This is a genomic window from Corynebacterium lubricantis DSM 45231 (genome assembly GCF_000379425.1).
Lineage (GTDB): Bacteria > Actinomycetota > Actinomycetes > Mycobacteriales > Mycobacteriaceae > Corynebacterium > Corynebacterium lubricantis.
The window spans coordinates 21576-47163 of sequence record NZ_KB902182.1 but is presented as its reverse complement, the minus strand read 5'-3'; the positions used below and the strand labels follow the sequence as shown (position 1 = coordinate 47163).

Below are 25588 nucleotides of genomic sequence, written 5' to 3'. Positions count from 1 at the left end.
TTGCTTCATGGACCAGGTCAAGATGGCAACGCTCGCAGCAATCGTGGATGAAGGCAGCTTCGAAGCCGCTGCCGACGTATTGGGAATCTCGCCGAGCGCGGTCTCTCAGCGTGTTAAGGCTCTCGAGCATGAGGCTGGCCGAGTGCTTCTGCACCGCACCATTCCCGTGACCGCAACCCAAGCCGGTGAGGTAGTTGTCCAGGCAGCCAAACGCATGTCACTCTTACAAGCCGAGACCGACGCCAAACTCCGATCACGTCTGTCCAGGGTCCCACTCGACGTGGCGGTCAACGCCGATTCCCTGGCTACCTGGTTTCAACCGGTTCTCGGCGACGTTGCCAAAATGGGGAACGCCAGCTTGCGCCTAAGAGTGGAAGATGAATCTCTCACGCTCGCCCTGCTGCGCCGCGGCGACGTCATGGGCGCCGTTACCCGAGAATCCACACCAGTGTCGGGGTGTACGGTAAGTCGGCTCGGCTCGATGCGCTACGTGTCAGTTGCCGCCCCGCAGCTCGTAGAAAACGGGATCGACTTCGCCCGGATGCCGGTGCTGCGCGGTAGTCCGGCAGATGGCTACCAGGATCAAGTCGCTCGTCGTCACTTGGCTCGTGGACAGCGGGTCGAACGCGGTGAAAGCCTGATCCCTACCTCCCAAGCCTTCATCGAGGCATTGGTGGTGGGATTGGGATGGGGTCTGTTGCCACTCGTGCAGGCGCGCCCGCTTATCGACGAAAACAGGCTCCTCGTCATTGACGAAGAGCCTGTGGATGTCTCGCTCTACTGGCAGCGGTGGCGGCTAGAATCCGACCTGCTCCAAGAGCTCACCGATGTTGTGCTTAGAGCTGGAACGGCTCTGGATTCTTGACCTTCTCGGACTCGGCGATAGGCCCGGGAAGGGTGACACCTTCGGCGAAAGGCGAGCCAGGCAGGTGGTCGCGACCGTGAGGCTCCATGATGCCACTCATGTCAGGGCCCACAGGCACGATGCCCGTTGGGTTAACCTCCTGGTGCGTAATGAAGTAGTGCTCCTTGATCTCCTGGAAATCGGTGGTGTCGCCGAAGCCAGGGGTCTGGAACAGTTCCCTCAGGTAGCCCCAGATATTAGGCATCTCCGTGATCTTGTTGCGTGATGCCTTGAAGTGCGAGTAGTAAACAGGGTCGAAGCGCACCAAGGTCGGGTAGAGGTAAATATCAGCCAGGGTGATGTGCTCGCCCATGAGGAAGCGGTTCTTCGAAAGGCGTTCCTCGATCCAATCCATCGCCTTCCACAGGCGGTCGTAGGCCTTTTCGTAGGCCTCCTGAGAACCGGCGAAGCCGGCGCGGTACACGCCGTTGTTGACCTCGTGATAGATCTCGGTGGTGACCTTGTCGATCTCTTCACGCATTTCTACTGGGTAGAGGTCGGGCGCGCCTTCGCGGTGGAACTGCTTCCACTGATCGATGAAATCTACGGGGATGGAAGGGAAGTCGTTGGTCACGACCTTCTTCGAGGAGACCTCAACGATCGCGGGGACGGTAATGCCACGTGGGTAATCGGGGAAGCGGTTGAAGTACGCCTCTTGGAGGAAGTGGAGGCCGGTGGCGGGATCCTTCTCATCGGGATCAAGATCGAAAGTCCAGGAGCGACGGTCATGTGTCGGTCCGGCAAGGCCGAGGGAAATGACGTCTTCGAGACCTAGGAGACGGCGCGTAATAATAGTGCGGTGTGCCCAAGGACACGCACGGGCTGCCATGAGGCGGTAGCGGCCTGCCTCTACTGGCCATTGGAAAGTTCCGTCGTCCTGTGCCTGGGGCTCGGAGCCTGGCGCGAGGTCGGAAACAATGTGGTCCTCGATATAAGTGGTGTCGCGGACGAATTCCCCGTCGGGGGATGCGTTCTTCGGGGCTTCGACCCAGTTTTCCTTCTTCATTCCAACTCCTGTAATCCCAGTGATTTATTGTGGATTTAATTGTATGACTTCCAGCTTAAGCCCAAGTTGTGTGCATGTCAACAAAATTTGTGTGGAGGTTACGCTTTGATGAAAAACACATGGCGCGCCGTTTCACCTGCCCCGCTGAGGCGGGGGACTCGCCTACATTTGGGCATATGAGTGACAAAACCCCACAGCCAAACCGCGATAATTCGGCGGACTTTGATGACCTGAACGATCTCGACGTTCCAACCTACAAAGGCAAAGCTAATAAGCCTGGCCCTGACATTTACCAGCGCACTGGACGCGCAGCTCCAGAACGTATTGAGCCGACAACTCCTGCTGCATCGGGCAAGGGTGGTCGTGAGCAAACGCCACAGACTCCTCTCACCGAGACGATTTCTATGAATCGTTCGGAGCCAGTAGCTCAATCGTCTACCGATAAAACCGAGTTTTACACCACGGATTTCGATTACAGCTCCAAGGAATCAGCGAACGCAGGCAACGAAGCGTACGCAAACACCGCTGCCGCTCGCCCCGCAGATGCAGCAAGCGTCCAAGCGGCTACGGCAACGTCCTACCTTGATTCCCAGCAAGTGGATGTAGAGCAGCCCACTGCAGGGCAGGCAGCCCTCAAGGAGGCGCGTCGCGGCACCATTGACTTCGGTCTGCTGCTGCTCCGTTTGCTCCTCGGCGGTTTCCTCATCCTGGAATCCGTTCAGACCTTCTTCCAGCTGGGTGCCGCGGGAGGACTTGCGGGCCTGGAAACCGAGTTCACCAACTATGCTTACGGAAATATCCTGGCCATCGGCCTGCCAACGGCGCAGCTCGCCGCAGGTGTATTCCTGGTCCTCGGCCTGCTCACCCCAGTTGCTGCGATGGTCGCCACCGTTGCTACCGGCTTTGTGGCACTCCACGCGCTCTACATGTCTGGAGCAGGCCTCAACCTCTTCAACTGGACCGAGGCGATTTGGCTAGCCCTGATCCTGTTCGGAATTTCGGTCGTCCTGCAGTTCACCGGACCTGGCATCTACTCCTTCGACACCGGCCGCGGATGGGCTCGTCGCCCGCTTGCTAGCTCCTGGATCTTTATCGTCCTGGGCATCGCCGCCCTTGTCGCCGTCTGGATTTTCGGAACCGGAATCAACCCGTTCGCTTAAAGGCACGGCGCGTAGCGCCACGGCCAGCGCGATCATGTACGCGATGGCCAGCCAGACAAAATCGCTGACCAGGATCTTCTGCCAGATAGCTAGCTCGAAGACCTGAATAGCATCACCGAACCACCATTTAGGTGGATTGGTGAGAACAAGTACCGCCCACAGTGCAGTCACCACTGTCAGGGCGGTATTTTGCTTGAGCACTGTAGCCAGGCGCCACGCAGTCACCGGCAGGATGAGCGCCAGCCAGACCCAGTGGTGCGACCACGACACTGGTGAAATCAGCAGCATAACCAACGAGTTGACCAGAATTGCGTCGATAGTCATATTGCGGCGCATCAGAGCGAGCATCAGTAGGCTGCCGGCCACGATGACGGCAAGAGACAGCACAATCGTGAGGATATTGACCAGGGTGCTATTGGCATCGAGCTGCGCCTGCGACTCCGCAAAGCGCATGAGCACACCCTTGATCGAGCTATTTGACTGATACGAAGAATCCACACCGAACTCGTTGCCCGAGTTCATCCCCAGAAGGGTCACGGAGAAGTACTCCACGGTGGCATCCCAGCGCACGGCAGCAGCAATGAGCGTTGCGACGAGTGCGGTTACCGCCGTCGTAATAATTGCGCGGAAGTCCTTACGCAGTAAGAAATACAAGCACATGGCCAGCGGTGAGATCTTAATTGCGGCAGCGATACCGATCCAGAAACCGCGGGGGAGATGGCGCTTACGTGGCACAAGGTCAAGAAAAACCAATCCCATCAGCAGCATGTTGACTTGGGCAAAGCCCTGGTTCAGCCACACCGGCTCAATGAGCATGCCTGCTACCCACGCTACGACCGTGACCGCTCTACGATCCCACGCCTGCGCTTTCGGCATGAGCTCCTTGAACGCAAAGTGCAAACAGGCCAGCAACAAAATATTGGACACGACGATCATGATGTCGCCGGCCAAGTCGTCGGAAATCCAGCTCGGTGTCAGCGGTCCAAGGATCAGCGCGCCGAAAGGCGGGTAGATAAAGGGAAGCGCGAGGTCTCCCGCGAACATCGGCACGGAGTACACTTCTCCGCCCGAGAAAAACGCACGGGATCCCTCGCGGTAGATGATCATGTCTACCGGAAAATTCGTCTGGCTAATATGCCGCCATGTGACACCTAATCCGGCAGCCAGCCCCAACCACGTCAGGAAGCGGGGCAGAAGCTGGCGAAAATCATGATCGTTCATTTGGGTGAGTCTAGTCCACCTGACGTACGGCACCCTTATCGGCGCTGGTGGCCATTTTGGCGTATGCGCGCAGTGCCTTGGATACGGTTCGTTCGCGCTTCGGCGTCCAGGGGTTTTCGGAAGCTTCCATCGCTTCACGACGACGCTCCAGCTCCTCCTCAGGGACATCGAGCCTGAGCTCACGGTCGTGGACCGAGATGGTGATGGTGTCACCGTTTTCGATCAGACCGATCATGCCCTTGTGCGCAGCCTCAGGGGAGATATGACCGATGGACAGGCCAGAGGTACCACCAGAGAAGCGGCCGTCAGTGATCAGTGCACACTTCTTGCCCAGACCAGCGCCCTTGAGGAAGGAGGTTGGGTGGAGCATTTCCTGCATGCCAGGTCCACCGGATGGGCCCTCGTAGCGGATGACAACGACCTCGCCCGGCTGAACTTCGCGGTTGAGAATCGTCGATACGCCCTGCTCTTGCGAGTCAACGACGCGAGCTGGACCGGAGAACTCCCAGAGCTCTTCTTCCACACCAGCGGTCTTGAGTACGGCACCATTCGGAGCCAAGTTGCCGCGCAGGATGACGAGGCCACCGTCGGAGGTGAACGGGTGCTCCACGTCGTGGATTACACCGTTGACCGAATCGGTGTCCAGCTCGTCCCAGCGGTTGGACTGGGAGAAAGCCTTGGTTGAGCGCACGCCACCAGGAGCGGCGTGGAAAAGCTCGATGGCCTGCTCGGAGGCCTTGCCACCGCGGATATCCCAGTCGTCCATCCACTCGTCGAGAGAGTTGTACTTGATGGAGTGAACATCCTTGTTCAACATCCCGCCGCGGTTGAGTTCACCGAGGATGGCAGGGATGCCACCGGCGCGGTGGACATCTTCGACGTGTGCAGTGCCGTTAGGCGCAACCTTGGAGACACAAGGGATGGAGTGCGAAAGCTCGTCGATGTCCGAGAGATCGAAGTCAACTTCGCCTTCCTGAGCTGCTGCCAGGATGTGCAAGATGGTGTTGGAAGATCCACCCATAGCCATGTCCAGTGCCATTGCGTTGCGGAACGCATCGCGGGTGGCAATGTTGCGCGGCAAGACGGACTCGTCCTCTTCGCCGTAGTAGCGGCGGCACAGCTCCATGATGGTGCGGCCGGCTTCTTCGAAAAGCTCACGGCGCGCGGAGTGCGTTGCCAGGGTGGAGCCGTTACCTGGAAGTGAGAGGCCAAGTGCCTCGGTCAGGCAGTTCATCGAGTTTGCGGTGAACATACCGGAGCAGGAGCCACAGGTAGGGCAGGCAGCTGCCTCAACCTCGTTGAGCTCCGCGTCCGAAACCTTGTCGTCGGCAGAGAAGGTGATCGCGTCGATGAGGTTCGTCGCGGTGCGAGCAACGCCATCGACGACGACTGCCTTACCGGCCTCCATCGGGCCGCCGGAGACAAACACAACAGGGATGTTCAAACGCATCGCAGCGTTGAGCATGCCCGGGGTGATCTTGTCGCAGTTAGAAATGCAGACCATGGCGTCAGCGGTGTGTGCATTGACCATGTACTCGACAGAGTCAGTGATGATCTCGCGGGAAGGCAGCGAGTACAGCATGCCCTGGTGGCCCATTGCGATGCCGTCGTCGACAGCAATCGTATTGAACTCCTTTGGTACGCCCCCTGCTTCACGCACTGCATCCGCCACAATATCGCCCACGTCTTTGAGGTGCACGTGGCCAGGGACGAACTGAGTGTACGAGTTGACGATCGCCACGATGGGCTTACCGAACTCGTTTTCTTTGGTGCCAGTTGCACGCCACAGTGCACGGGCACCTGCAGCCTGACGGCCGACAGTGGTGACTTTAGAACGAAGTGGGAATACCATTTCACTCCTTCGGTGAATCGGTGGAAGCGGCGCTGTTGTCTGATTGAGCGTCGTCTTCGTTAATTGCTGTGGTTTCTGAATTTTGGGAAGCGTCCTGCGAATCTCCCGCTTTTTGGCGTTGGTGTTCCGCGTACTCTTCCTGTGTCATCAGCACCTGGTGTCCGTCTTTGTCGATGACAGACATCTTTCCATCGAGTGAGGCAAGTCCCTCGGTGAGAACATCCGGGATGCGACCCCGGGAAGCCTCTTCGAGTTTCGGCAAGGAATTGAAGGTGACTCCTGGCAGGAAGTACTCCTTGCCGTCGGTTGTCGCGGCGACAGCCTTGGATCCCTTAAAACCAATTCCTTGGAGCGAGTCCCAGCCAATGGTGACGTTCTTGCGGTACAGGTAGTTGATGGCGATCCCGTTCTCGTCGACACGCGTGTGCGCCTTATAGACCCACACGATGAAGGCGATGGGGAAGATGAGCAACCAGCCGAGCGCCAGTGGCGCCCAGCTGATTCCGATGAGCGCAATGCCCGTCATCAATACGGTGGCAATAACGTGCGAGCGATCTGGCCGGAAATAGGTGGTGTCCGGCTGTTGTTCTTCGGAACTCATGCTTGCCATGCTAGCGAACCGTAGTTTCCGATTGCACAGTGGTCTCCGCTGACTGCGGAGAAACAGTCGGTGGCTGCGTCTGCTGTTGTTGTTGAGGCTGCTGTTGCTGCTGCGTCTGTTGCTGGGGCTGCTGCTGCGCCGTCGTCGGTTCCTGCTGGAACTGGTTTACGCTATCTTGCTGATTTTGCGTATTTTGCTGTGGGGCATCCTGTTGCGTTGTCGGGGCCTGTTGATCGGTGGGGCTGACCTGTTCAGTCCAATTGGAATCAGTCTGTTGCTGACCAGTCTCGTTCGTGCCCGTAGTTTGGCTGCCGGATGTGGTGCCGGTGGGCTGCTCGCCCGCGGTCTCTGGGGCGGTCGATGTGGCCGGAGGTGCCAGCACGCCTGCGACGCGCTCGTCATTAGCTGTCGAGGAGAAGGTCAACCCGCGCAGAATGAGCAATGCCACCAGGAGGATCAAGAGACCAGCGCTCGACACGCGCATGCGCCCGCCGAGGGTAATGAAGCGCTCGAATTTGGTCTTCGGGTCTTCCTTCTTCTCGGTGTCCTTGGCCTTTTCCGTCACCGCCGGGTCTTCGCCGTCGCCTTCATCGAACTTCTCAGGCACGTCGGGTTGATCAGAATCGGCCTGTGAAGACTTCTTTTCTTCTGAGTTTTCGTCTGAGTTTTCCGCAGTGGTAGCAGGGAAGAGTTCGGTCTTGGCATCGCCCGGACTGAAGATTTGGGTCGTGGCCTCGTCGTTAGCCTCATCAGTGGGTTCCGACAAGTCGATCTTGCCGGTCTCGCCGGTGGTCGCGGCAAACGCCGCAGTCGTGGCGGTGGCACTCGGCGTTGTGTCCGCGACGATCTTGTCGTCCTTCACATCTGACTGAGTGCCACTGTCGTCCCGGGTGCCATTGTCATTAAAAGCTTCGGTGGGCAGCTTCGGGGTGTGCACATCTTCGATCAGCGCACCGCTGACGGTGGTGGCGGAGCCGTACTCATCCCAGAACTCGTTCAGGATAGACATGCGGATCGCGCGTTCCACCAACCACTGGGAACCCGCCTTGACCTGAATCATGAACCGCATGTCCACAGTCCACGGCATGCCCACCGTGGTTGGTGGGCTCACCGCTACGGCTGGGTGGACATCAAGATCGCCGAGCAGCTCCGATTTCACCTCAGGGCGAGCAAGAGCCGTGCGGGTTGCGCGCTCGGCGCGCTCGAGCGCTTCGTCGGAACTATGCGAACCCAGCAGCGGCACGGGCATGACGACGACTGCACGCGACCAGTACTTCGAGCGGTTGATTGCGACGCGGGCCGTGGAGTTCGGGATTGTCACCGTTGACTGATCAATGGTGCGAATCTGGGTCGATCGCATGGTGAACTGGATGACAGTACCTTCAAGCGTCCCGGTCGATCCGGTGCCTTCGAAGGCCACCCAGTCGCCCACGCCGTATTGCTTCTCGGTGAGGATGAAAAAACCAGACAAGAAGTCAGCAATAATCGATTGCGCACCAAAGCCGACTGCAGCCGAAACGATCGTCGCCGGGATCGCGGCACCGGCCAGCGAGAAGCCGAACTGCTGCAGGATCAGCACAATCAAGATGAAGTAGGCAATGATCTGGAGGATATATACGCCCACTCCAGACAGCGCGAGCTGGCTCTTGCCTTCTTCGGCGTCACCTTTTTGCTCAATCCGACGTTCAAGAATTCGGTTGGCTAAACGTCCCGCACGCGGGACCAAGAAAATTAAGACGATCAGGATCGCAATATTGAGTCCTGAGTCCGCCATCCACTGCCACGCAGCATTGAGAAGATATTGAAAAGGCATGATGTTTTCGATGCTAACCCCCAAAAGGAGGAATGTGCTGTGAAGTGTGTATGATTTACCGCATGATCATTTTACGACTAGTGGTAGTACCGACGCGGCGCCTGCCGTGACGGTGAGAACTTACTTCTCGTCGTTGTGACAAGCGCCCTCGACAGCACCCACCCATAGTGCCTGTGCGAGGGTTTTGTTATGTGGTCGCGCATCAATACGGCTAAACACACTCGTTCTCACACCTAGAGTGCGAATACTCGTTTACAACCTACTTTTTATAAGGAGCTTTCAAAGTGGCAGCTTCCCCCACGCCTTCGCCCGCGAAGGCAGCCAGCAAGGCAGGCAGCGCAGCACCGCAACGCATGACCGGTGCTGAAGCGATTGTCAAAAGCCTCGAATCTCTAGGAACCGACTTAGTGTTTGGTATTCCGGGAGGTGCGGTCCTACCTCTCTACGATGCGCTCTACGCCGCGGAACATCTTCGTCACGTGCTCGTTCGCCACGAGCAGGGCGCCGGTCACGCAGCTGAGGGTTACGCTCAGGCCTCCGGTCGCGTTGGAGTCTGCATTGCTACCTCGGGCCCGGGTGCAACGAACCTGGTCACCGCCTTGGCTGATGCCAACCTCGACTCGGTCCCCATCGTTGCCATCACTGGTCAGGTCGGTTCGTCCTTGCTGGGTACCGACGCCTTCCAGGAAGCGGATATCCGCGGCGTGACCATGCCTATTACCAAGCACAACTTCATGGTCACCGACGCGAACGAGATCCCAGAAGCTATTGCTGCGGCCTTCCACTTGGCCGAGACTGGCCGTCCCGGCCCAGTCCTGGTGGATATCCCGAAGGATGTTCAGAACCAGGAGATGGATTTCGTCTGGCCACCAGTCATTGACATGCCTGGCTACAAGCCCGTCACTACGCCTCACTCCCGCCAGATCTCTCAGGCGACTGAGCTCATTGCCGAGGCAGAGCGCCCCATCCTCTACGTTGGCGGCGGCGTCATCAAGTCGAACGCTAACAAGGAACTGCTGGCTTTCGCTGAGCACACCGGAATTCCTGTTGTCACCACGCTCATGGGCTTGGGTTCTTTCCCAGAGTCCCACGAGTTGTACATGGGCATGCCTGGCATGCATGGCACCGTCCCTGCTGTCGGTGCGCTGCAGGGTGCAGATTTGCTGATCACCATCGGCGCACGTTTCGACGATCGCGTCACGGGTGACCTCGCAAGTTTCGCCCCTGAGGCAAAAGTTATCCACGCGGATATCGATCCAGCCGAAATCGGCAAGATCCGTGCCGCTGATGTCCCCATCGTCGGCGACGCCAAGGAAGTCCTTGAGGCACTGCTGGAGAACTTCCAGTCCTCGAAGAAGCTCTCGGTTCCACATATCCACCCATGGATCGAGTACCTGAACGGATTGAAGGAACGTTTCCCACGCGGCTACGACCGCCAGCCCAACGGCACGCTTGCGCCTCAGTTCGTCATCGAGACGCTGAGCAAGGAAGTCGGCCCCGAGGCAATCTACGTCGCAGGCGTTGGCCAGCACCAGATGTGGGCAGCACAGTTCCTCGATTTCGAAAACCCTCGCACCTGGATCAATTCCGGTGGTCTGGGCACCATGGGCTACGCCATCCCAGCAGCACTGGGCGCCAAGGCCGGCATGCCAGACAAGGAAGTCTGGGCAATCGACGGTGATGGCTGCTTCCAGATGACCAACCAGGAAATCACCACCGCAGCGGTGGAGGGTTTCCCCATCAAGGTTGCTCTGATTAACAACGGCAACTTGGGCATGGTTCGCCAGTGGCAGACCCTGTTCTACAACAAGCAGTACTCGAACACGAAGCTGCACCAGGACGACCACTACGTTCCTGATTTCTTGCAGCTCTCCGAGGCGCTTGGTGCTGAGGCAATCCGCGTCACCTCAGAGGAAGAAGTCCTGCCAGCGATCAAGCGTGCGCGTGAGATCAACGACCGCCCAGTTGTCATCGACTTCGTTGTTGGCGAGGATGCTCAGGTCTGGCCAATGATCGCCGCCGGCACCAATAACTCGGACATTGAGTACGCGCGCGGTTTGCGTCCACTGTTTGACGGTGAAGAGTCAGCGGCCGAGACGCCTGCCGATATCCACGATGCCCTCGACGACGCTGCAAAGCAGAAGGAGAACTAAGACATGTCTGAAGTCACACGTAATATCCTCTCAGTTCAGGTCCAGGACGTCGACGGCATCATCTCGCGCGTAACAGCAATGTTCACCCGCCGCGGCTTCAACCTCGTGTCGCTGGTGTCTGCAAAGACGGAGACGGAAGGGCTGAACCGCCTGACCATCGTGGTCGATGCCACCGAGTACCAGATCGAGCAGATGACCAAGCAGCTGAACAAGATCATTCCCGTGATCAAGGTTGTCCGCCTCGAAGAAGAGACCACCATTGCTCGCTCACTGATGATGGTCAAGGTCAACGCGAACAATTCCAACCGCCCGCAGGTGGTGGACGCGGCGAATATTTTCCGCGCCCGCATCGTTGACGTCGCCCAAGAGTCGGTCGTCATCGAAGCAACCGGTACTCCTAGTAAGCTGAAGGCTTTCTTGGATGTTTTGGAGCCATTCGGTATCCGTGAGCTCATCCGCTCCGGTGAGATTGCTTTGAACCGTGGACCAAAGACCATGGCACCGTCGAAGTAAGTAAGCACAGTAAGTACATCTGGTAGCAAGTGCATATTTGCTACCAAAATGAACCCCTAAAAATTCCGCATGGCATAATCAGCCACGGAACACTTTTGACACACGAAAGGTGAGTGCAACACTCATGGCAATTGAAGTCTTCTACGACGACGACGCAGATCTCTCCCTCATCCAGGGCCGCAAGGTAGCGGTTATCGGCTACGGCTCCCAGGGCCACGCACACGCAATGAACCTGCGCGAGTCTGGCGTTGAGGTTGTTATCGGTCTGCGTGACGGCTCCAAGTCGGCAGAGAAGGCAAAAGAAGCTGGCTTCGAGGTGAAGAACAACGCTGACGCGTCTGCATGGGCTGACGTTGTTATGCTGCTTGCTCCTGATACCTCCCAGGCTGAGATCTTCACCAATGACATCGAGCCAAACCTCAACGATGGTGACGCACTCTTCTTCGGCCACGGCCTGAACATCCACTTCGACCTGATCAAGCCAGCGGACAACATCGTTGTCGGCATGGTTGCGCCTAAGGGCCCAGGCCACCTCGTTCGTCGTCAGTACGTCGACGGCAAGGGTGTTCCTTGCTTGATCGCAATCGATCAGGATCCAAAGGGCAACGGCCAGGATCTCGCTCTTGCATACGCTTCCGCAATCGGCGGCGGCCGCGCAGGCGTCATCCCAACCACCTTTGAGGCAGAGACCGTCACCGACCTCTTCGGTGAGCAGGCTGTTCTTTGCGGCGGCACCGAGGAACTGGTCAAGACCGGTTTCGAGGTTCTCACCGAGGCTGGCTACGAGCCAGAGATGGCGTACTTCGAGGTTCTGCACGAGCTCAAGCTCATCGTTGACCTGATGTTCGAGGGTGGCATTGCCAACATGAACTACTCGGTTTCCGATACCGCTGAGTTCGGTGGCTACCTTTCCGGCCCACGCGTCATCGACGCTGGCACCAAGGAGCGCATGAAGGACATCCTCACCGATATCCAAGACGGCACCTTCACCAAGCACCTGATCGCCAACATCGAGGGTGGCAACAAGGAGCTCGAGGGTCTGCGCAAGGAGAACGCTGAGCACCCAATCGAGGAGACCGGTGCTAAGCTGCGCGACATGATGAGCTGGGTCAAGGTCGAGCTTTCGGACACCGCTCAATAATTCGCTTTACGACGATTACATCTGCCCAGGTTTTTACCTGGGCTTTTGTTTTGCCACCATGTTTTCAATTTGTTTTCAATAAGCCGAGTTTTGCGGTATGGTGAGGGCATGCACACGCACAGCCACACGCATGATCATGGCCATGATCATGGCATCGACCCGCAGACCGCGTCTCTGCGCGCGCTGATTACTGCGTTGACTATTACTGGCACGATTTTCTTCGCCGAACTCATCGGTGGCTGGATTTCTGGTTCGCTGGCGCTGATGGCAGATGCCATGCACATGCTCTCGGACGCGACGGGGCTGATCATCGCCGTGATCGCAGTTCTCATCGGACGCAAGACCGCCACCTCGAAGGCGACCTATGGGTACCGGGGAGTGGAGGCGCTTGCTGCCGCAGTCAATGCGTTGACGGTGGCCGTGGTGGCCGTCTGGATCGTCGTTGCCGCCATCATGCGCTTGAACTCGCACACCCCCATCGACACAGCCATGATGGGCTGGATCGCCGTGATCGGTTTGCTAGCCAATCTGGCCTCGGCGTGGGTATTGTCGCGTCAGCGCAAGAACTCACTTAACGTTGAGGGTGCATTTCTACATGTGCTCACGGACATGCTCGGATCGATCGCCGTCATTATCGCGGCCGTGGTCATTCACTTCACCGGTTTTACAGCGGCGGACACCATCGCATCCTTGATCATCGCAGCACTCGTGTTGCCGCGTGCGCTGCAGCTTCTGCGGACCTCCGTGGATGTGCTGCTGGATAAGGTCCCGGCCGGATTCGAGGTGGGCGAGATTGAATCGTCGTTAAGCGACATCCCTCACGTCGATGCAGTGCATGATCTTCATGTCTGGTCGGTCAGCGGATCTGAGGCCTTGGCCACCTGCCACCTCGTCGTCGACGGCGAGGTACCCAGCGGTCCGTTGCTGGATGAGGCGCAGCAGCGCCTCCGCGAACTGGGGATCAACCACTCGACGATTCAGATTGAGCAACCTGGACACCAGGATCACGAGCAAGTGTGCTGAAATAATCGTACTATTTCATCGTAGTCCCGCGGATTCCTGCGTTGACCGTTAAGCTAGGCACCATGGGTTTTACTACGCCAAGCTATTCGCTGACTGACCTGTTCGAACGAATTGATCGATCCGAACTTCAAATCCCTGATTTCCAGCGCGAGGTGAGCTGGGACATCGACCGGATCCGCTCACTAGTTGCTACCGTGCTGCGTGGATACCCGGTTGGTTCACTGCTCGCTCTTGATACGCGCAACACCGACACTCCCTTTAAGCCGCGCCCGGTGGCAGGTGCCCCAGACCGTGGTGTCGCACCCGGCCTGTTGCTGCTTGATGGGCAGCAGCGCGTCACAGCGTTGTACCACTCGCTGCAGGGAGAAGGTTTTGTCCAGACTCTCAATCACCTTGGCAATCCGATTGATCGCAAGTTCTTCGTCGATGTGCGTCTTGCTACCTCAACGGACCCGTTAACCGATGAAGCGATTTTTACCGTCGACCGTGAGGGGAGGATCCGGTCGCACTTCGGTCCGTCGATTCCCTCTGGTGTCCAGACCACGGAGCAGATGATTGAAAACTACATCGTTCCCGTGTCTTCGCTGCTCGGCGAGGAGGGAAATGATCTCCTCTTCGAGATGGCCGCGAGTACCGACGATCCCGAGATCCGCACCGCTGTCAAAAAATTCCATAACAGTGTTCTGCGCCGATTGACTGCCTATGACATTCCCATGGTGCGCCTTGACCGCGACACACCTCAGCGTGGCGTCGGCCAGATCTTCGCGCAGGCCAACTCTATTGGCCAACCGATGGACGTTTTCGAACTGCTCACCGCGGTGTTTGCCAAGTCCAATGATAATTTCCGCCTTGCCGATCACTGGGCAGAAATCTCTGACTACCTGCGCCAGTTCCGCGCCCTCGACGGGATTGGACGGATGCAGTTCCTCCGCGCGGTTGCGCTGCTGGTAACTAGCAGGCAAGGCCAGGCGATGGGGCATAGAGGAGATATTCTCAACCTCACCCTCGACGAATACTTGGGGGCCGCGGAAGATCTGAAGCAGGCTTTCGCCAATACGGCGGAGTTTTTGGCAGAGCGCCGTATTTTCACCACCGACCAAGTTCCCTACACAACCCAGCTCGTGCCTTTGGCTGTGATCTTGGCCCGCCTTGCAGAAACCCCAGGGCTCCTCGAGTCCAAGCAGGCCAACGACCGTGTCAGTCAGTGGTTCTGGTCTGTCGTGTTCAGCGAGCTCTACGCAGCGGCGTCCCCAACCATTCGTTCCGGTCGTGATGTGGATCAGGTTACCGAGTGGATCCGCAGCGGTACCGATGAGGTACCGAAGTCACTCAATGACGCAGAATTCCATGAATCCCGGTTGCTTACAGCTGGCCCTGAATCGGGCGTATACCGCGGTTTCTTTGCACTGCTCATGGCGCGCGGTGCCAAAGATCTGCGCACCGGCGACGAGTTCACTGCGGAAACCTACGACGAGCTCGAGCCGGGTTACTTCCACGTGTTCCCACTGCAGTATTGCGAGCAGATCGGCGTGGACGATCAACTTGCGCATTCCGTTTTGAACCTCACGCCAATGGGCAAGCGGACCGAGATTGTCGTCGACGGTGGGGAACCGAAGCGTTACCTGCGCCGCATCCAAGCAAAGTCGATCATGGAAGACGACGAGTTCGATGACGTTCTGAGCACCCACGAAATGGAACCGAGCTACCTGTTTAGCTCCAATTGGAAGGCATTCTTCCAAGATCGGTGGGAGCGTTTCCTCGGCATCGTGGAATATGCCATGGACAAGCCGGTTATCCGTGATGTAGAACCGAATGGCGCGCCCGAGAACGCGCCCAATGATGAAGCAGTAGCAGAAGGATCCGAGAAAACAGGTGAAGCAGCACAGGGCCAGGGGGAAAGTTAGCCACCCACGTGGCTTTCTTGCAGGTCTCCTCGCCACAGCAACGCTGATTGCGGGGTGCGCGCCAGCTGAACCGCTCGGCCCATACGAGCAGGCGCGTGTGCACAACCAGAACAGGTCGGTGTCGGCGGACTTTGCTCAGCACCCCGTCGTCGTGGAGGATCCCTTCGGATTTGAAACGTCGCAGTTGTTCTTTCCATCCTCGGAAATTCTGGTCGTTGTTGATGAAACTACTGCGGCCGCCCTGCGTGGTGCGTCAGTCGCTTTGGTAACGCATGCGCCGATGCTGGTGTACAAGCCCGAAATGCACCGCGAGGTGGTCGAAGAGATCCGTCGCCTGGGAGCCCACACTGTCTTGACCGTCGGGAAGGTGTCTCTTGCTCCGGCATCAGGATCCGTGTCCGTGATCCGCGACCCAGGTGGGTTGGAAGCTCTGGGCACCATGACTGCCTACGCCTTCGATGAAGTTGTTGTAGAAAGCCCCGACGATGCAGTACAAGCAGTGGCGTCTGTGGGAGAGCAGGAGCAAAAGTGGCTGCGCGCCTCCTGGGCGGACCCGGAAGTTGCACCCCAAGCGCGGGCGGCCGCGGTCCCGGCATCGAGTCCGCGCGATGCAGATATGGCCCCGAAAGTGGTTGCCACGCACCAATCCGACCTCGCGGCGGTGGTCAACGCTCGCAGCTACGGCGCCGACGTGGACGTAGTTGATGATCCCAATCCGGTGACCTCGGATGAAACCTTCATGACGATGGTGGGACTCGAGGACCAACCACTGCTTGCGCTAGGGCAGGAATTCGGCACCGATGAAGAATTGCGTTCACGCATTCGCGGTGCTGAGGCCATTTACATGCCGAATTAATAGGCAAATATCGGCCTTGGGGGCTAAACTATTTTCGTCATCTACCAAATCTTTTAGTGAGATCGATTTCAGGAGCAGTTACGTGACCAAACCCGTCGTGCTTATCGCAGACAAGCTTGCCCAATCCACCGTCAATGCACTCGGAGATGCTGTGGAGGTGCGCTGGGTAGACGGTCCGAACCGCGAGGAGCTCCTCGCCGCAGTTCCTGAAGCTGATGCACTCCTGGTTCGCTCTGCAACCACCGTTGACGCAGAGGTACTCGAGGCAGCCTCTAAGCTGCAGATCGTCGGTCGTGCGGGTGTTGGCCTGGACAACGTCGACATCGACGCTGCTACCGAGCGTGGCGTGATGGTTGTCAACGCACCCACCTCGAACATTCACTCCGCTTGCGAGCACGCAATTGCACTGCTTCTGTCCACCGCGCGTCAGATCCCAGCTGCGGATCAGACCCTGCGTGAGCACGAGTGGAAGCGCTCCCAGTTCAAGGGCGTAGAAATCTTCGGCAAGACCGTCGGCATCGTCGGCTTCGGCCACATCGGCCAGCTGTTCGCTCAGCGCCTGCAGGCATTCGACACCACTGTCATTGCGTACGACCCATACGCGAACCCAGCCCGCGCAGCTCAGCTCGGCGTTGAGCTCGTTGACCTGGACACTTTGGTGGGCACCTCTGACTTTGTCACCATCCACCTGCCAAAGACAAAGGAAACGGCCGGCATGTTCGATGCTGAGCTGCTTGCTAAGTCCAAGAAGGGTCAGATCATCATCAACGCTGCCCGTGGTGGCCTCGTTGACGAGCAGGCTCTCGCAGATGCCATCAAGTCCGGCCACATCCGCGGCGCTGGCTTCGACGTGTACTCCACCGAGCCTTCCACCGACTCTCCACTCTTCGAGCTGCCAGAGGTCGTTGTTACCCCTCACCTCGGCGCATCCACCGAAGAGGCACAGGACCGTGCTGGTACCGACGTTGCTGCTTCCGTTCTGAAGGCACTCGCTGGCGAGTTCGTCCCAGACGCAGTCAACGTCTCCGGCGGTGCTGTGGGCGAAGAGGTCGCAGCATGGCTCGACCTGTCCCGCAAGCTCGGTCTGCTCGCAGGCAAGCTTCTCGACGACGCAGCTGTCTCCCTCAAGGTCACCGCACGCGGTGAGCTGTCCACCGAAAAGGTTGACGCACTGGGTCTGTCCGCTGTCCGTGGCCTGTTCTCCGGCGTGACCGAAGAGCCTGTCACGTTCGTGAACGCGCCTCAGATCGCGGAGCAGCGCGGCCTGGAGTACTCGGTTGCTACCGAGACCGAGTCCGTGTCGCACCGCTCCATCCTCGAGGTTCAGGCAGTGTCCGGAAACGGTGAAGTCTCCACCGTCATCGGCGCCCTGACCGGCCTTGAGCGCGTGGAAAAGATCGTTCGCATCAACGGTCGTGGCGTGGATATGCGTGCAGCTGGACGCAACCTCTTCCTGCGCTACACCGATCAGCCAGGTGCCCTGGGCAAGGTTGGTTCCCAGCTCGGCGACGCCGGCATCAACATCGAGGCTGCTGCTCTGACCCAGACCACCAAGGGCGACGGTGCCGTCTTGGTCCTGCGTGTCGAGGCAGAGGTACCAGCTGATCTGGAAGCCAAGATCGCTGAGTCCCTCGGCGCTGAGTCGCTGCAGATCAACCTGGATTAATTCTTGAATTAATCACACTCGCTTTTTCAGCGTTTTCCCAGAAACATAATGTTTCTGGGAAAACGCTGTTTTTTACGGTTATGTATGGCAATATTACTGTGACTCGGCTCACCGGCCGAGTTTTGTCACTTATTGAGTTATTGCAACCGTGGAAAGTATCGGAAAGGAGTGTCGTAAATGAGTACGAAGACCAACGAACCAGTCGGCGAGCACAAAGATCTCGAAGACAGAATCGAAAAATCGGTCACCGCTGACGGCAAAGAACATGTCGTCGGTATTCGTCCCAAGAAGATGATCGGCACGACAGAGCGCATCATTATCGCCGTGTGTGCGGTCCTAGCAGCCTTAGGTTGGGGAGCAATCGCGCTCAACCGAGACGAAACCATTAACTCGGTATGGCTGGTCTTTGCAGCCATCGGGTCGTACATCATTGGCTACTCGCTCTACTCCCGTCTCATTGAATACAAGGTGGTCAAGCCGAAAAATGCGCGTGCCACCCCGGCGGAGTATGTAGACGACGGAAAAGACTTTGTCCCCACGGATCGCCGAGTACTCTTCGGCCACCACTTTGCGGCAATCGCCGGTGCTGGCCCACTTGTCGGTCCTGTAATGGCAGCCCAGATGGGTTACCTGCCTGGTACATTGTGGATCGTTTTCGGCGTGATTTTCGCCGGTGCGGTGCAGGACTACCTCGTGTTATGGGTCTCCACTCGTCGTCGTGGGCGTTCCCTGGGACAAATGATTCGCGACGAGATGGGCCGCGTCGGTGGCGCCGCCGGCATCCTCGCCACGATTGTCATCATGATTATCATCATCGCGGTGCTCGCGCTGATCATTGTGAACGCATTGGCGGATTCCCCATGGGGCGTCTTCTCCATCACGATGACCATTCCCATTGCGATGTTCATGGGTGTCTACCAGCGCTACATTCGCCCTGGTGCGGTGACGGAAGTGTCCATCATCGGTGTTGTTTTGTTGCTCGCGGCCATCATTGGCGGTGGCTACGTCGCTGACACCGAGTGGGGCGTTGCCATGTTTACCTGGTCGAAGGAAACACTTGCCTTCGCGCTGATCGGCTACGGCATTGTCGCAGCGATTCTGCCCGTGTGGCTGCTGCTTGCACCACGTGACTACCTCTCGACGTTCATGAAGATCGGCGTGATTGTCCTGCTGGCAATCGCGATTTTGATCAATCGCCCCGAGGTCCAGATGCCGGCGATCACAAGCTTCGCCATCGAGGGCAATGGTCCGGTGTTCTCGGGTAGTTTGTTCCCGTTCCTGTTTATTACCATCGCCTGTGGCGCGCTCTCGGGATTCCACGCATTGATCTCCTCGGGTACTACTCCGAAGCTGATCGAGAAGGAATCTCAGATGCGTCCGATCGGCTATGGCGGCATGCTGATGGAATCCTTCGTCGCAGTGATGGCACTCGTCGCCGCTGTGGTGATTGATCGCCACAAGTACTTCGCCATGAATGCGCCAGCATCGCTGACCGGCGGCACTTCTGAAGGAGCTGCAAGCTTCGTCGCAACGCTCGATCTGCCTGGCACTCCCATCACCGCTGGCGAATTGGATGCCGCAGCACAAGCAATCGGTGAAGCGACTATCGTCTCTCGCACCGGTGGCGCCCCGACATTGGCTTACGGCATGTCAGAGATTCTGACGGACATCTTGGGCAACCCGGCTCTGCAAGCATTCTGGTACCACTTCGCCATCATGTTTGAGGCGTTATTCATCCTCACCACCGTGGACGCCGGCACTCGCGTGGCCCGCTTCATGATGACCGACACCTTGTCCAACCTGCCGGGTCTGGCGAAGTTCAAGGACCCAACATGGACTTTCGGCAACTGGATTTCCACCATCGTCGTCTGCCTGTTGTGGGGCGCAATCTTGCTGATGGGCGTGACCGACCCACTGGGCGGCATCAACGTCTTGTTCCCACTCTTTGGTATTGCGAACCAGCTATTGGCGGCTATGGCCCTATCCCTTGTGCTGGTCGTCCTGGTGAAAAAGGGATTATATAAGTGGGCCTGGATCCCGTTGATCCCACTGGTCTGGGATCTGGTTGTCACGATGACGGCGAGCTGGCAGAAGATCTTCCACTCGAATCCGTCCATTGGCTACTTTGCGCAGCATGCTCGTTACAAGGAAGCACAAGCGCAGGGCTTGGATTCCTTCCAAGGTGCTGCAACTCCGGAAGCGATCGATGCGGTCGTCCGCAACACCATGGTCCAGGGCATTCTGTCGGTGCTCTTCGCGGTTCTCGTCCTGATCGTGGTCGCATCGGCATTTGTTGTCTGTGTGCGGGCAATCCAAGCACGTAGTCGTGGCGAACACGTGGGCACCACGGAAGAACCCGACACCCCATCGAAGACCTTCGTGCCACGCGGATTGGCGGCCACGCAGGAAGAAAAGGCGATGATGCAGGAGCTCGGTATTACCCAGGGTAGTAGCGGGGAAAACTAGGAAGAGAGGCAATCATGATTGACGCACTCAAGAAGGGTGCCTCGTCAGTTTCCTGGTATTTCAAGGAGCTGATGGGGGATAACGATTACTCGAAGTACTGCGCTCATCTGTCTCGGCACCACCCCGACCAGGAGGTGCCCACGGAGCGGGAGTACTGGAAGGAACGTTGGGCTCGTCAAGAAGCCAACCCGCAGAGCAGATGCTGCTAGACTGACAACTAGTGTCCATCAGGTGAGAAAGGAATCCCACAATATGAAGATTGCGGTTATTGGCGGCGACGGTATCGGTCCCGAGGTTATGGCAGAGGGCCTCAAGGTCCTCCACGCTGTGCGAGACGATATTGAAACCACGGAGTACGATCTTGGTTCGCGTCGCTACCAGCGCAATGGTGAACTTATCACCGAGGACGATCTAGCCAGCCTGCGCGAGCACGACGCTATTCTGCTGGGTGCAATCGGCGATCCTGAAAAGGTCACCCCAGGTGTCCTCGAGCGTGGACTGCTGCTGAAGATGCGCTTTACCCTGGATCACTTCATCAACTTGCGTCCTTCGAAGTTGTACCCAACCTCGGTCAGCCCGCTGGCTAACCCAGGCGACATCGACTTCGTCGTTGTCCGCGAGGGCACCGAAGGCCTCTACGCCGGCAACGGCGGAACCCTGCGTCAGGGCACCCCGCACGAGGTGGCTTCTGAGGTGTCTCAGAACACCCGCTACGGTGTGGAGCGCACCGTGCGCTACGCCTTCGATCTGGCAATGCAGCGCGACAAGAAGCTCACCTTGGTGCACAAGAAGAACGTCTTGGTCAACGCAGGTGTGTTGTGGCAAAACGCTGTCGATGACGTGGCTAAGGAGTACCCAGAGGTGCAGGTTGATTACAACCACATCGATGCGGCGACCATCTACATGGTCACCGATCCTGCGCGCTACGACGTCATCGTGACCGATAACCTCTTCGGCGATATCCTCACCGACCTCGCCGGTGCGGTCTCCGGTGGTGTTGGTCTGGCATCTTCGGGCAACATCGACGCATCGCGTACCAACCCATCCATGTTCGAGCCGGTCCACGGCTCCGCACCTGATATCGCAGGCCAGGGTATTGCTGATCCAACGGCAATGATTCTGTCCGTCGCGATGATGCTGCGCTGGTTGGGCGACGAGGACAACGCGGTGCGTATCGAAGAAGCCGTTGCGCAGGATGTTTCTAACCGTGGTGAAACAAAGATCGTCACGACGCAGGTCGGTGACCGGATTGCTGACGCTCTGAAGTAAGCTACATAGGTCAAAACTTATGCACTGATGCCACTAGTTTGGCGTCAGTGCATTTGTTTATGTAGTGCAGAGTAACAGTAGGAAGAGGGGCCTCATGCGTTCGAATACGCTTGGTTTAACCGCGTTGATCGTTTCCAGTGCGTTGGTGATGTCCTCCTGTGCAAGCGGGGACAGCTCGGGGGCGCAGGAATCGACGCAAGAGGAAAAGCCCCAGCTGGCCACCAGCGGCCCCGAAGTGCTGACGGATCCCGACGGATCGGGTGCGGAAGTGTCAGCTCGTCTCTTCGAATCCTCCGATGTTGTGGTGGTGTCTACCTATGAACTGTCCGATCAGCTTCAGGCCGCGGCGGTAGCAAAGCAGCAGGGGGCGCCGATGCTGACGCGTTTGACGGGCAATGAGGCCGCGGTCGATGCGGAAATTGAAAGGCTCGGGGCGACCCAGGTCATCGAGGTCCCCGGCGAGGATCGAGCCCTCGAAGACACGGAACCAGTAGTCGCTGCGGCTCGCGACAGTGCTGTGGAAGCAATCGCGGCCCAGGAAGGCGGAGAACCCTCCGACTTGCAAATGCCACCGATGTTGGCCACCCCTCACACCTCGCTCGCAGCAGCTGCAACGGCGGCAGCCGCAGGTGCAGAGATTCAAGTCCTATCGGTTCCGGATCCGCGAGAGACCTCCGAGTCGATGCGCACGGTCACCGAACAAGACACCCTCGCATTGGGCGCCCAATTTGGCTCCAGCGAAGAATTCGGTGAGCGCGTTGAACTCGCCAACAATGGCGAGCTCCCCGGTGGCGGAGGCCTGTTGTTCCCGGGTCGCCGCATGGTCGCACTCTACGGACATCCTTCAGGTGATTCCCTCGGCATGATGGGGGAGCAACCCCCTGCAGAAGCCGTCGATCGCCTCGAGGGGATGATCGAGGACTATCAAGCATTAGAGGAACAGCCGGTGCTTCCCGCGTTCGAGATCATCGTGACAGTTGCCTCCGAGTTCCCCGGCGACGATGGCGATTACTCCAACGAAGGTGACCCCGAGGAATTCATCGGCTATATCGATGCGATTACCGAAGCCGGCGGCTACGCCTTCCTCGACCTACAACCAGGCCAGGCCAGCTTCTTGGATCAGGCAAAGCGCTACGAAGAATTGCTCAAGCGCCCGAACGTGGGACTTGCACTTGATCCCGAGTGGAAGATCGGCCCGGGCGAAAAGCCACTTCAGCAAGTTGGTCATGCCGAGGCGGCCGAGATCAACGAGGTCGCTGATTGGCTCGCCGAGCTGACCCGCGAGAACAACCTGCCGCAAAAGGGGCTGATCCTGCACCAGTTCCAATTGCAGATGCTGCGCGACCGCGACCAGATCAACACGGATCACCCTGAGCTTGCGTTTATCTTGCACGCCGATGGGCACGGTAGTCCGAATGACAAGTTCGATACCTGGAATGCCATGCGCCAGGGCTTAAGTTCCGACTACTTCATGGCCTGGAAGAACTTCGAGGATGAGGATTCCCCAACGTTTACCCCGGAGGAAACCTACAACAATGTCGATCCGCGTCCGTGGTTCGTCTCGTACCAGTAAAACCCGATAAACACGCTCGTGGGTGCGCTAACCTAACCCCATGAGCGTCGAACTCGAAGAAGTCCGCGGCTTCCTCGCGCAACAGGAACCATTTGCGCACCTCCCGGACGAAACACTGGATGCGTTGCCCAGGAAGATGACAATGTCGTACGTCCGGCGTGGCGACACCATCATCTCCCCGGGTGAGGAAAACCATGCGCTGTATATCATCCGCTCCGGGGCCGTAGACGTCATCAGCACCGACGACCTCCTCCTGGACCGTCGCGAGGAAGGCCGCAACTTCGGCTATTCCACGCTCGTCGGAGATCCCGAGTCCCATTACCGTATGGTCGCGGTCGAGGATTGTCTGTTGCTGCAGCTGCCCCGCGATGACTTTAATGAGCTGATCGCGTCCCACCCGGAGACGAAGGTGTATTTCACCTCGCAGTCGCGCCGGGTCAAGGCGGCGGCAGACGAGGTGCGCGATAGCTCCGCGGCCGAGCTGATGCGCACCCCAATAGCCAAGCTGATTCAAAGTCGCCCGCCCGTCACGGTTACATCCGATGCGACGCTGCGCCAGGCCGCGATGATCATGACGGAGGCGAACGTCTCGTCGATAGTTATCGTTGACAACGGCCTTGAGGGCATCCTCACCGATAAGGACATGCGTACCCGCGTCGTCTCCCAGGGCTTGAGCTCCGAGTCGATTGTCTCCGATGTCATGACTCCGAATCCTCGCACCGTGGACACGGATATCCTCACCTTCCAGGCGATGCTGGTCATGAGTGAGATGGGCATTCACCACCTCCCGGTCGTGGATAATGGCGAGGTCGTCGGCGTACTCACCAGCGGTGATATCTTCCGGCAGCTCCAAGACGACCCGATTTATCTCACGGCGGATCTCGCGCGCAGTTCGTACGAAGAGCTCAAAGGCGCTTATCGACGAGCAGCCGACGTCGCCGCTCGTTTTATCGATCGGGGAGCCACCGCCGAAGAGGCTCAGCGCCTGATGACGAGTGTGGCCGATACCGTTGCACGCCGATTGATTGCCCTGATCGAGGAAGAAATCGGCCCGGCGCCGATTCCTTATGCGTTTGTGGCAGTGGGCTCACAGGGCCGCCGCGAGATGGGGCCGGCCTCGGATCAAGACAACGCCCTTGTCCTGGACGATTCCTACGACGAGAAGCTCCACGGAGAGTACTTCGCCAAGATGTCGGAGTTCGTCTGCGTGGGTCTTGATGCCGCTGGTCAGGTGCTGTGCCCTGGCAATATGATGGCCTCGAACCCGGAATGGCGCATGACGGTGACGCAGTGGAATAAGAAATTTCACCACTGGGTCACAGCCCTAGAATCCGAGTCCGTGCTCAATGCACAGATCTTCTTCGATTTCCGCGCGCTCGCCGGTGATGAGCAGATGGCCCGCGGGGTGCACAGTAATGCTGTGTTGGCCGCAAAATCGTCGACACGCTTCCATGCGCACCTTGCCGGACTCGCCGCGCACCGCGAACCGCCGATTGGATTCTTTCGCGGGCTCGTGGTCGAGCGCTCCGGCGAGTACGCCGACACGCTGGATATTAAAAAGGGCGGGATTGCCGCCGTGGTCCAAATGGCACGCCTGTATGCCATCTCGGCGGGCAGCGAAGAGGTGGAGACGAAGGAGCGCTTGAAGGCCTCTGCGGGCAATAGTGTGTCGCAAAAGGGTGCCGACGATCTCATTGATGCCTTTGACTACCTGCAAATTCTGACGGTGCGTCATCAGGCGAAGCAGATTCGCGCGGGTGAAAAACCGAACTACCGGATCGATCCGAAAGAACTGCCTGTCGGTGACCGGGAGAACCTCCGCGAAGCCTTCGGCGTGATCAAGGGAATGCAAAACGCTCTGGGCAACAAGTACCCAGTGAGGAACTTCTGATGTTGGACAGGTTTCGCAGGAAGGACCGCGGCGAGATTGAGCCGGGACGCTTTCTTGCAGTCGACGTGGAAACAACGGGGCTCAATCCAAAACGCGACCAGCTCGTGTCCATCGGATGGGTGCCGGTGACCGATCGCGTCATCGATCTTTCCGGGGCAGGCTACTTCGTTCTCGCCGGAGCTTCGGTCGGCGACTCGGCGTTGGTGCACGGCGTAACTGACGACGACATCGCCAACCACGGTGTCGCCCCCGAGGTGGTTCTCGAGGAGTTTGAGACGGCCTTAGAATCGCGCGCGTTGCTTGCGCACTTCGCTCAGATGGAAACGGGCTTTATCTCAGAGCTGCACCGCCGAGTCCGGAGAAAGCCGTGGAAGTTCGGAGAGGATCAGGTTACTGATACCTTCGAGCTGGAGCGTCGCCACATGGAGCGCATGGCCACCTACCCGCGCGGTGAGGATCTGCGCCTGGCCCGCGTGCGCGGGCGCTACGGATTGCCGAACTATAAAAATCACAACGCGCTGACAGATGCATTGGCGTGTGCTGAGGTGTATTTGGCTATTACAGCCTGAGCTTGTC

Annotated in this window: 19 protein-coding genes and 1 pseudogene; 15 read left to right on the top strand and 5 right to left on the bottom strand. The window is 58.2% G+C overall.

The features are described from left to right. The first annotated feature begins 7 nt into the window (after positions 1-7). Positions 8-865 carry an ArgP/LysG family DNA-binding transcriptional regulator gene (locus A37O_RS0101595; protein ID WP_018295739.1) on the top strand — a complete coding sequence of 286 codons (858 nt, stop codon included), beginning with the start codon at positions 8-10 and terminating at the stop codon, positions 863-865. On the opposite strand, the gene A37O_RS0101590 is transcribed toward A37O_RS0101595, so the two are convergent. After that, a complete protein-coding gene (locus A37O_RS0101590; protein WP_018295738.1) occupies positions 837-1910 on the bottom strand; it encodes a glutathione S-transferase family protein in 1074 nt (357 codons plus the stop codon). The genes A37O_RS0101595 and A37O_RS0101590 overlap by 29 nt on opposite strands. A 74-nt stretch (positions 1911-1984) precedes the next feature. On the opposite strand from A37O_RS0101590, the pseudogene A37O_RS15980 reads away from it, so the two are divergent. Continuing rightward, positions 1985-2809, top strand: a pseudogene (locus tag A37O_RS15980) (DoxX family protein); the annotation flags it as partial. A 75-nt stretch (positions 2810-2884) separates the two neighbouring features. Here the strand turns inward: A37O_RS15980 and A37O_RS16950 are convergent. Genes A37O_RS16950 through A37O_RS15760 form a run of 4 tightly spaced genes read right to left on the bottom strand, consistent with a single transcriptional unit; the run spans position 2885 to position 8557 of the window. Further along, on the bottom strand, positions 2885-4291 hold the full coding sequence (locus A37O_RS16950) for a glycosyltransferase family 87 protein (protein ID WP_018295736.1): 1407 nt from the start codon (positions 4289-4291) through the stop codon (positions 2885-2887). Between the two features lie 10 nt (positions 4292-4301). Continuing rightward, entirely contained in the window at positions 4302-6143 is a 1842-nt protein-coding gene (gene ilvD, locus A37O_RS0101575) for a dihydroxy-acid dehydratase (protein ID WP_018295735.1), read from the bottom strand. Position 6144: 1 nt separating this feature from the next. After that, entirely contained in the window at positions 6145-6744 is a 600-nt protein-coding gene (locus A37O_RS0101570; protein ID WP_156802457.1) for a PH domain-containing protein, read from the bottom strand. Positions 6745-6754: 10 nt separating this feature from the next. Further along, positions 6755-8557: a mechanosensitive ion channel family protein gene (locus A37O_RS15760; protein ID WP_018295733.1), complete on the bottom strand. Its 1803-nt coding sequence runs from the start codon at positions 8555-8557 to the stop codon at positions 6755-6757. 284 nt (positions 8558-8841) lie between these two features. On the opposite strand from A37O_RS15760, the gene A37O_RS0101560 reads away from it, so the two are divergent. The 13 genes from A37O_RS0101560 (at position 8842) to A37O_RS0101500 (ending at position 25581) form a co-directional block, all read left to right on the top strand. Further along, positions 8842-10710 (top strand): acetolactate synthase large subunit, encoded by a 1869-nt coding sequence (locus A37O_RS0101560; protein ID WP_018295732.1) that lies wholly within the window; start codon positions 8842-8844, stop codon positions 10708-10710. Positions 10711-10713: 3 nt separating this feature from the next. After that, a complete protein-coding gene (gene ilvN / locus A37O_RS0101555; RefSeq protein WP_018295731.1) occupies positions 10714-11223 on the top strand; it encodes an acetolactate synthase small subunit in 510 nt (169 codons plus the stop codon). Positions 11224-11347: 124 nt separating this feature from the next. Then, positions 11348-12364: a ketol-acid reductoisomerase gene (gene ilvC, locus A37O_RS0101550; protein ID WP_018295730.1), complete on the top strand. Its 1017-nt coding sequence runs from the start codon at positions 11348-11350 to the stop codon at positions 12362-12364. A 108-nt stretch (positions 12365-12472) separates the two neighbouring features. Beyond that, entirely contained in the window at positions 12473-13387 is a 915-nt protein-coding gene (locus A37O_RS0101545; protein ID WP_018295729.1) for a cation diffusion facilitator family transporter, read from the top strand. Between the two features lie 62 nt (positions 13388-13449). Beyond that, positions 13450-15291, top strand: coding sequence for a GmrSD restriction endonuclease domain-containing protein (locus tag A37O_RS0101540; RefSeq protein ID WP_018295728.1), 1842 nt, complete (start codon positions 13450-13452; stop codon positions 15289-15291). Next, positions 15260-16147: a hypothetical protein gene (locus tag A37O_RS0101535; protein ID WP_018295727.1), complete on the top strand. Its 888-nt coding sequence runs from the start codon at positions 15260-15262 to the stop codon at positions 16145-16147. Before A37O_RS0101540 ends, A37O_RS0101535 begins: the two co-directional genes overlap by 32 nt. A gap of 82 nt (positions 16148-16229) precedes the next feature. Further along, positions 16230-17813 (top strand): phosphoglycerate dehydrogenase, encoded by a 1584-nt coding sequence (gene serA / locus A37O_RS0101530; protein WP_018295726.1) that lies wholly within the window; start codon positions 16230-16232, stop codon positions 17811-17813. Between the two features lie 177 nt (positions 17814-17990). Continuing rightward, entirely contained in the window at positions 17991-20279 is a 2289-nt protein-coding gene (locus A37O_RS0101525) for a carbon starvation CstA family protein (RefSeq protein WP_018295725.1), read from the top strand. 14 nt (positions 20280-20293) lie between these two features. Beyond that, entirely contained in the window at positions 20294-20488 is a 195-nt protein-coding gene (locus A37O_RS0101520; RefSeq protein ID WP_018295724.1) for a YbdD/YjiX family protein, read from the top strand. Positions 20489-20531: 43 nt separating this feature from the next. Beyond that, entirely contained in the window at positions 20532-21548 is a 1017-nt protein-coding gene (locus A37O_RS0101515; protein WP_018295723.1) for a 3-isopropylmalate dehydrogenase, read from the top strand. 94 nt (positions 21549-21642) lie between these two features. Then, positions 21643-23121 carry a cell wall-binding repeat-containing protein gene (locus tag A37O_RS0101510; RefSeq protein ID WP_018295722.1) on the top strand — a complete coding sequence of 493 codons (1479 nt, stop codon included), beginning with the start codon at positions 21643-21645 and terminating at the stop codon, positions 23119-23121. Between the two features lie 40 nt (positions 23122-23161). Continuing rightward, on the top strand, positions 23162-25012 hold the full coding sequence (locus tag A37O_RS0101505) for a DUF294 nucleotidyltransferase-like domain-containing protein (protein ID WP_018295721.1): 1851 nt from the start codon (positions 23162-23164) through the stop codon (positions 25010-25012). Next, positions 25012-25581 (top strand): 3'-5' exonuclease, encoded by a 570-nt coding sequence (locus tag A37O_RS0101500; RefSeq protein WP_018295720.1) that lies wholly within the window; start codon positions 25012-25014, stop codon positions 25579-25581. Before A37O_RS0101505 ends, A37O_RS0101500 begins: the two co-directional genes overlap by 1 nt. Positions 25582-25588 lie beyond the last annotated feature (7 nt).

Coding starts and splice junctions, on each gene's coding strand:
- A37O_RS0101590 (WP_018295738.1), bottom strand. CDS start 1,910: ATGAAGAAGGAAAACTGGGTCGAAGCCCCGAAGAACGCATCCCCCGAC.
- ilvC (WP_018295730.1), top strand. CDS start 11,348: ATGGCAATTGAAGTCTTCTACGACGACGACGCAGATCTCTCCCTCATC.
- A37O_RS16950 (WP_018295736.1), bottom strand. CDS start 4,291: ATGAACGATCATGATTTTCGCCAGCTTCTGCCCCGCTTCCTGACGTGG.
- A37O_RS0101515 (WP_018295723.1), top strand. CDS start 20,532: ATGAAGATTGCGGTTATTGGCGGCGACGGTATCGGTCCCGAGGTTATG.
- A37O_RS15760 (WP_018295733.1), bottom strand. CDS start 8,557: ATGCCTTTTCAATATCTTCTCAATGCTGCGTGGCAGTGGATGGCGGAC.
- ilvN (WP_018295731.1), top strand. CDS start 10,714: ATGTCTGAAGTCACACGTAATATCCTCTCAGTTCAGGTCCAGGACGTC.
- ilvD (WP_018295735.1), bottom strand. CDS start 6,143: ATGGTATTCCCACTTCGTTCTAAAGTCACCACTGTCGGCCGTCAGGCT.
- A37O_RS0101595 (WP_018295739.1), top strand. CDS start 8: ATGGACCAGGTCAAGATGGCAACGCTCGCAGCAATCGTGGATGAAGGC.
- A37O_RS0101570 (WP_156802457.1), bottom strand. CDS start 6,744: ATGAGTTCCGAAGAACAACAGCCGGACACCACCTATTTCCGGCCAGAT.
- A37O_RS0101520 (WP_018295724.1), top strand. CDS start 20,294: ATGATTGACGCACTCAAGAAGGGTGCCTCGTCAGTTTCCTGGTATTTC.
- A37O_RS0101525 (WP_018295725.1), top strand. CDS start 17,991: ATGAGTACGAAGACCAACGAACCAGTCGGCGAGCACAAAGATCTCGAA.
- A37O_RS0101505 (WP_018295721.1), top strand. CDS start 23,162: ATGAGCGTCGAACTCGAAGAAGTCCGCGGCTTCCTCGCGCAACAGGAA.
- A37O_RS0101540 (WP_018295728.1), top strand. CDS start 13,450: ATGGGTTTTACTACGCCAAGCTATTCGCTGACTGACCTGTTCGAACGA.
- A37O_RS0101500 (WP_018295720.1), top strand. CDS start 25,012: ATGTTGGACAGGTTTCGCAGGAAGGACCGCGGCGAGATTGAGCCGGGA.
- A37O_RS0101510 (WP_018295722.1), top strand. CDS start 21,643: ATGCGTTCGAATACGCTTGGTTTAACCGCGTTGATCGTTTCCAGTGCG.
- A37O_RS0101545 (WP_018295729.1), top strand. CDS start 12,473: ATGCACACGCACAGCCACACGCATGATCATGGCCATGATCATGGCATC.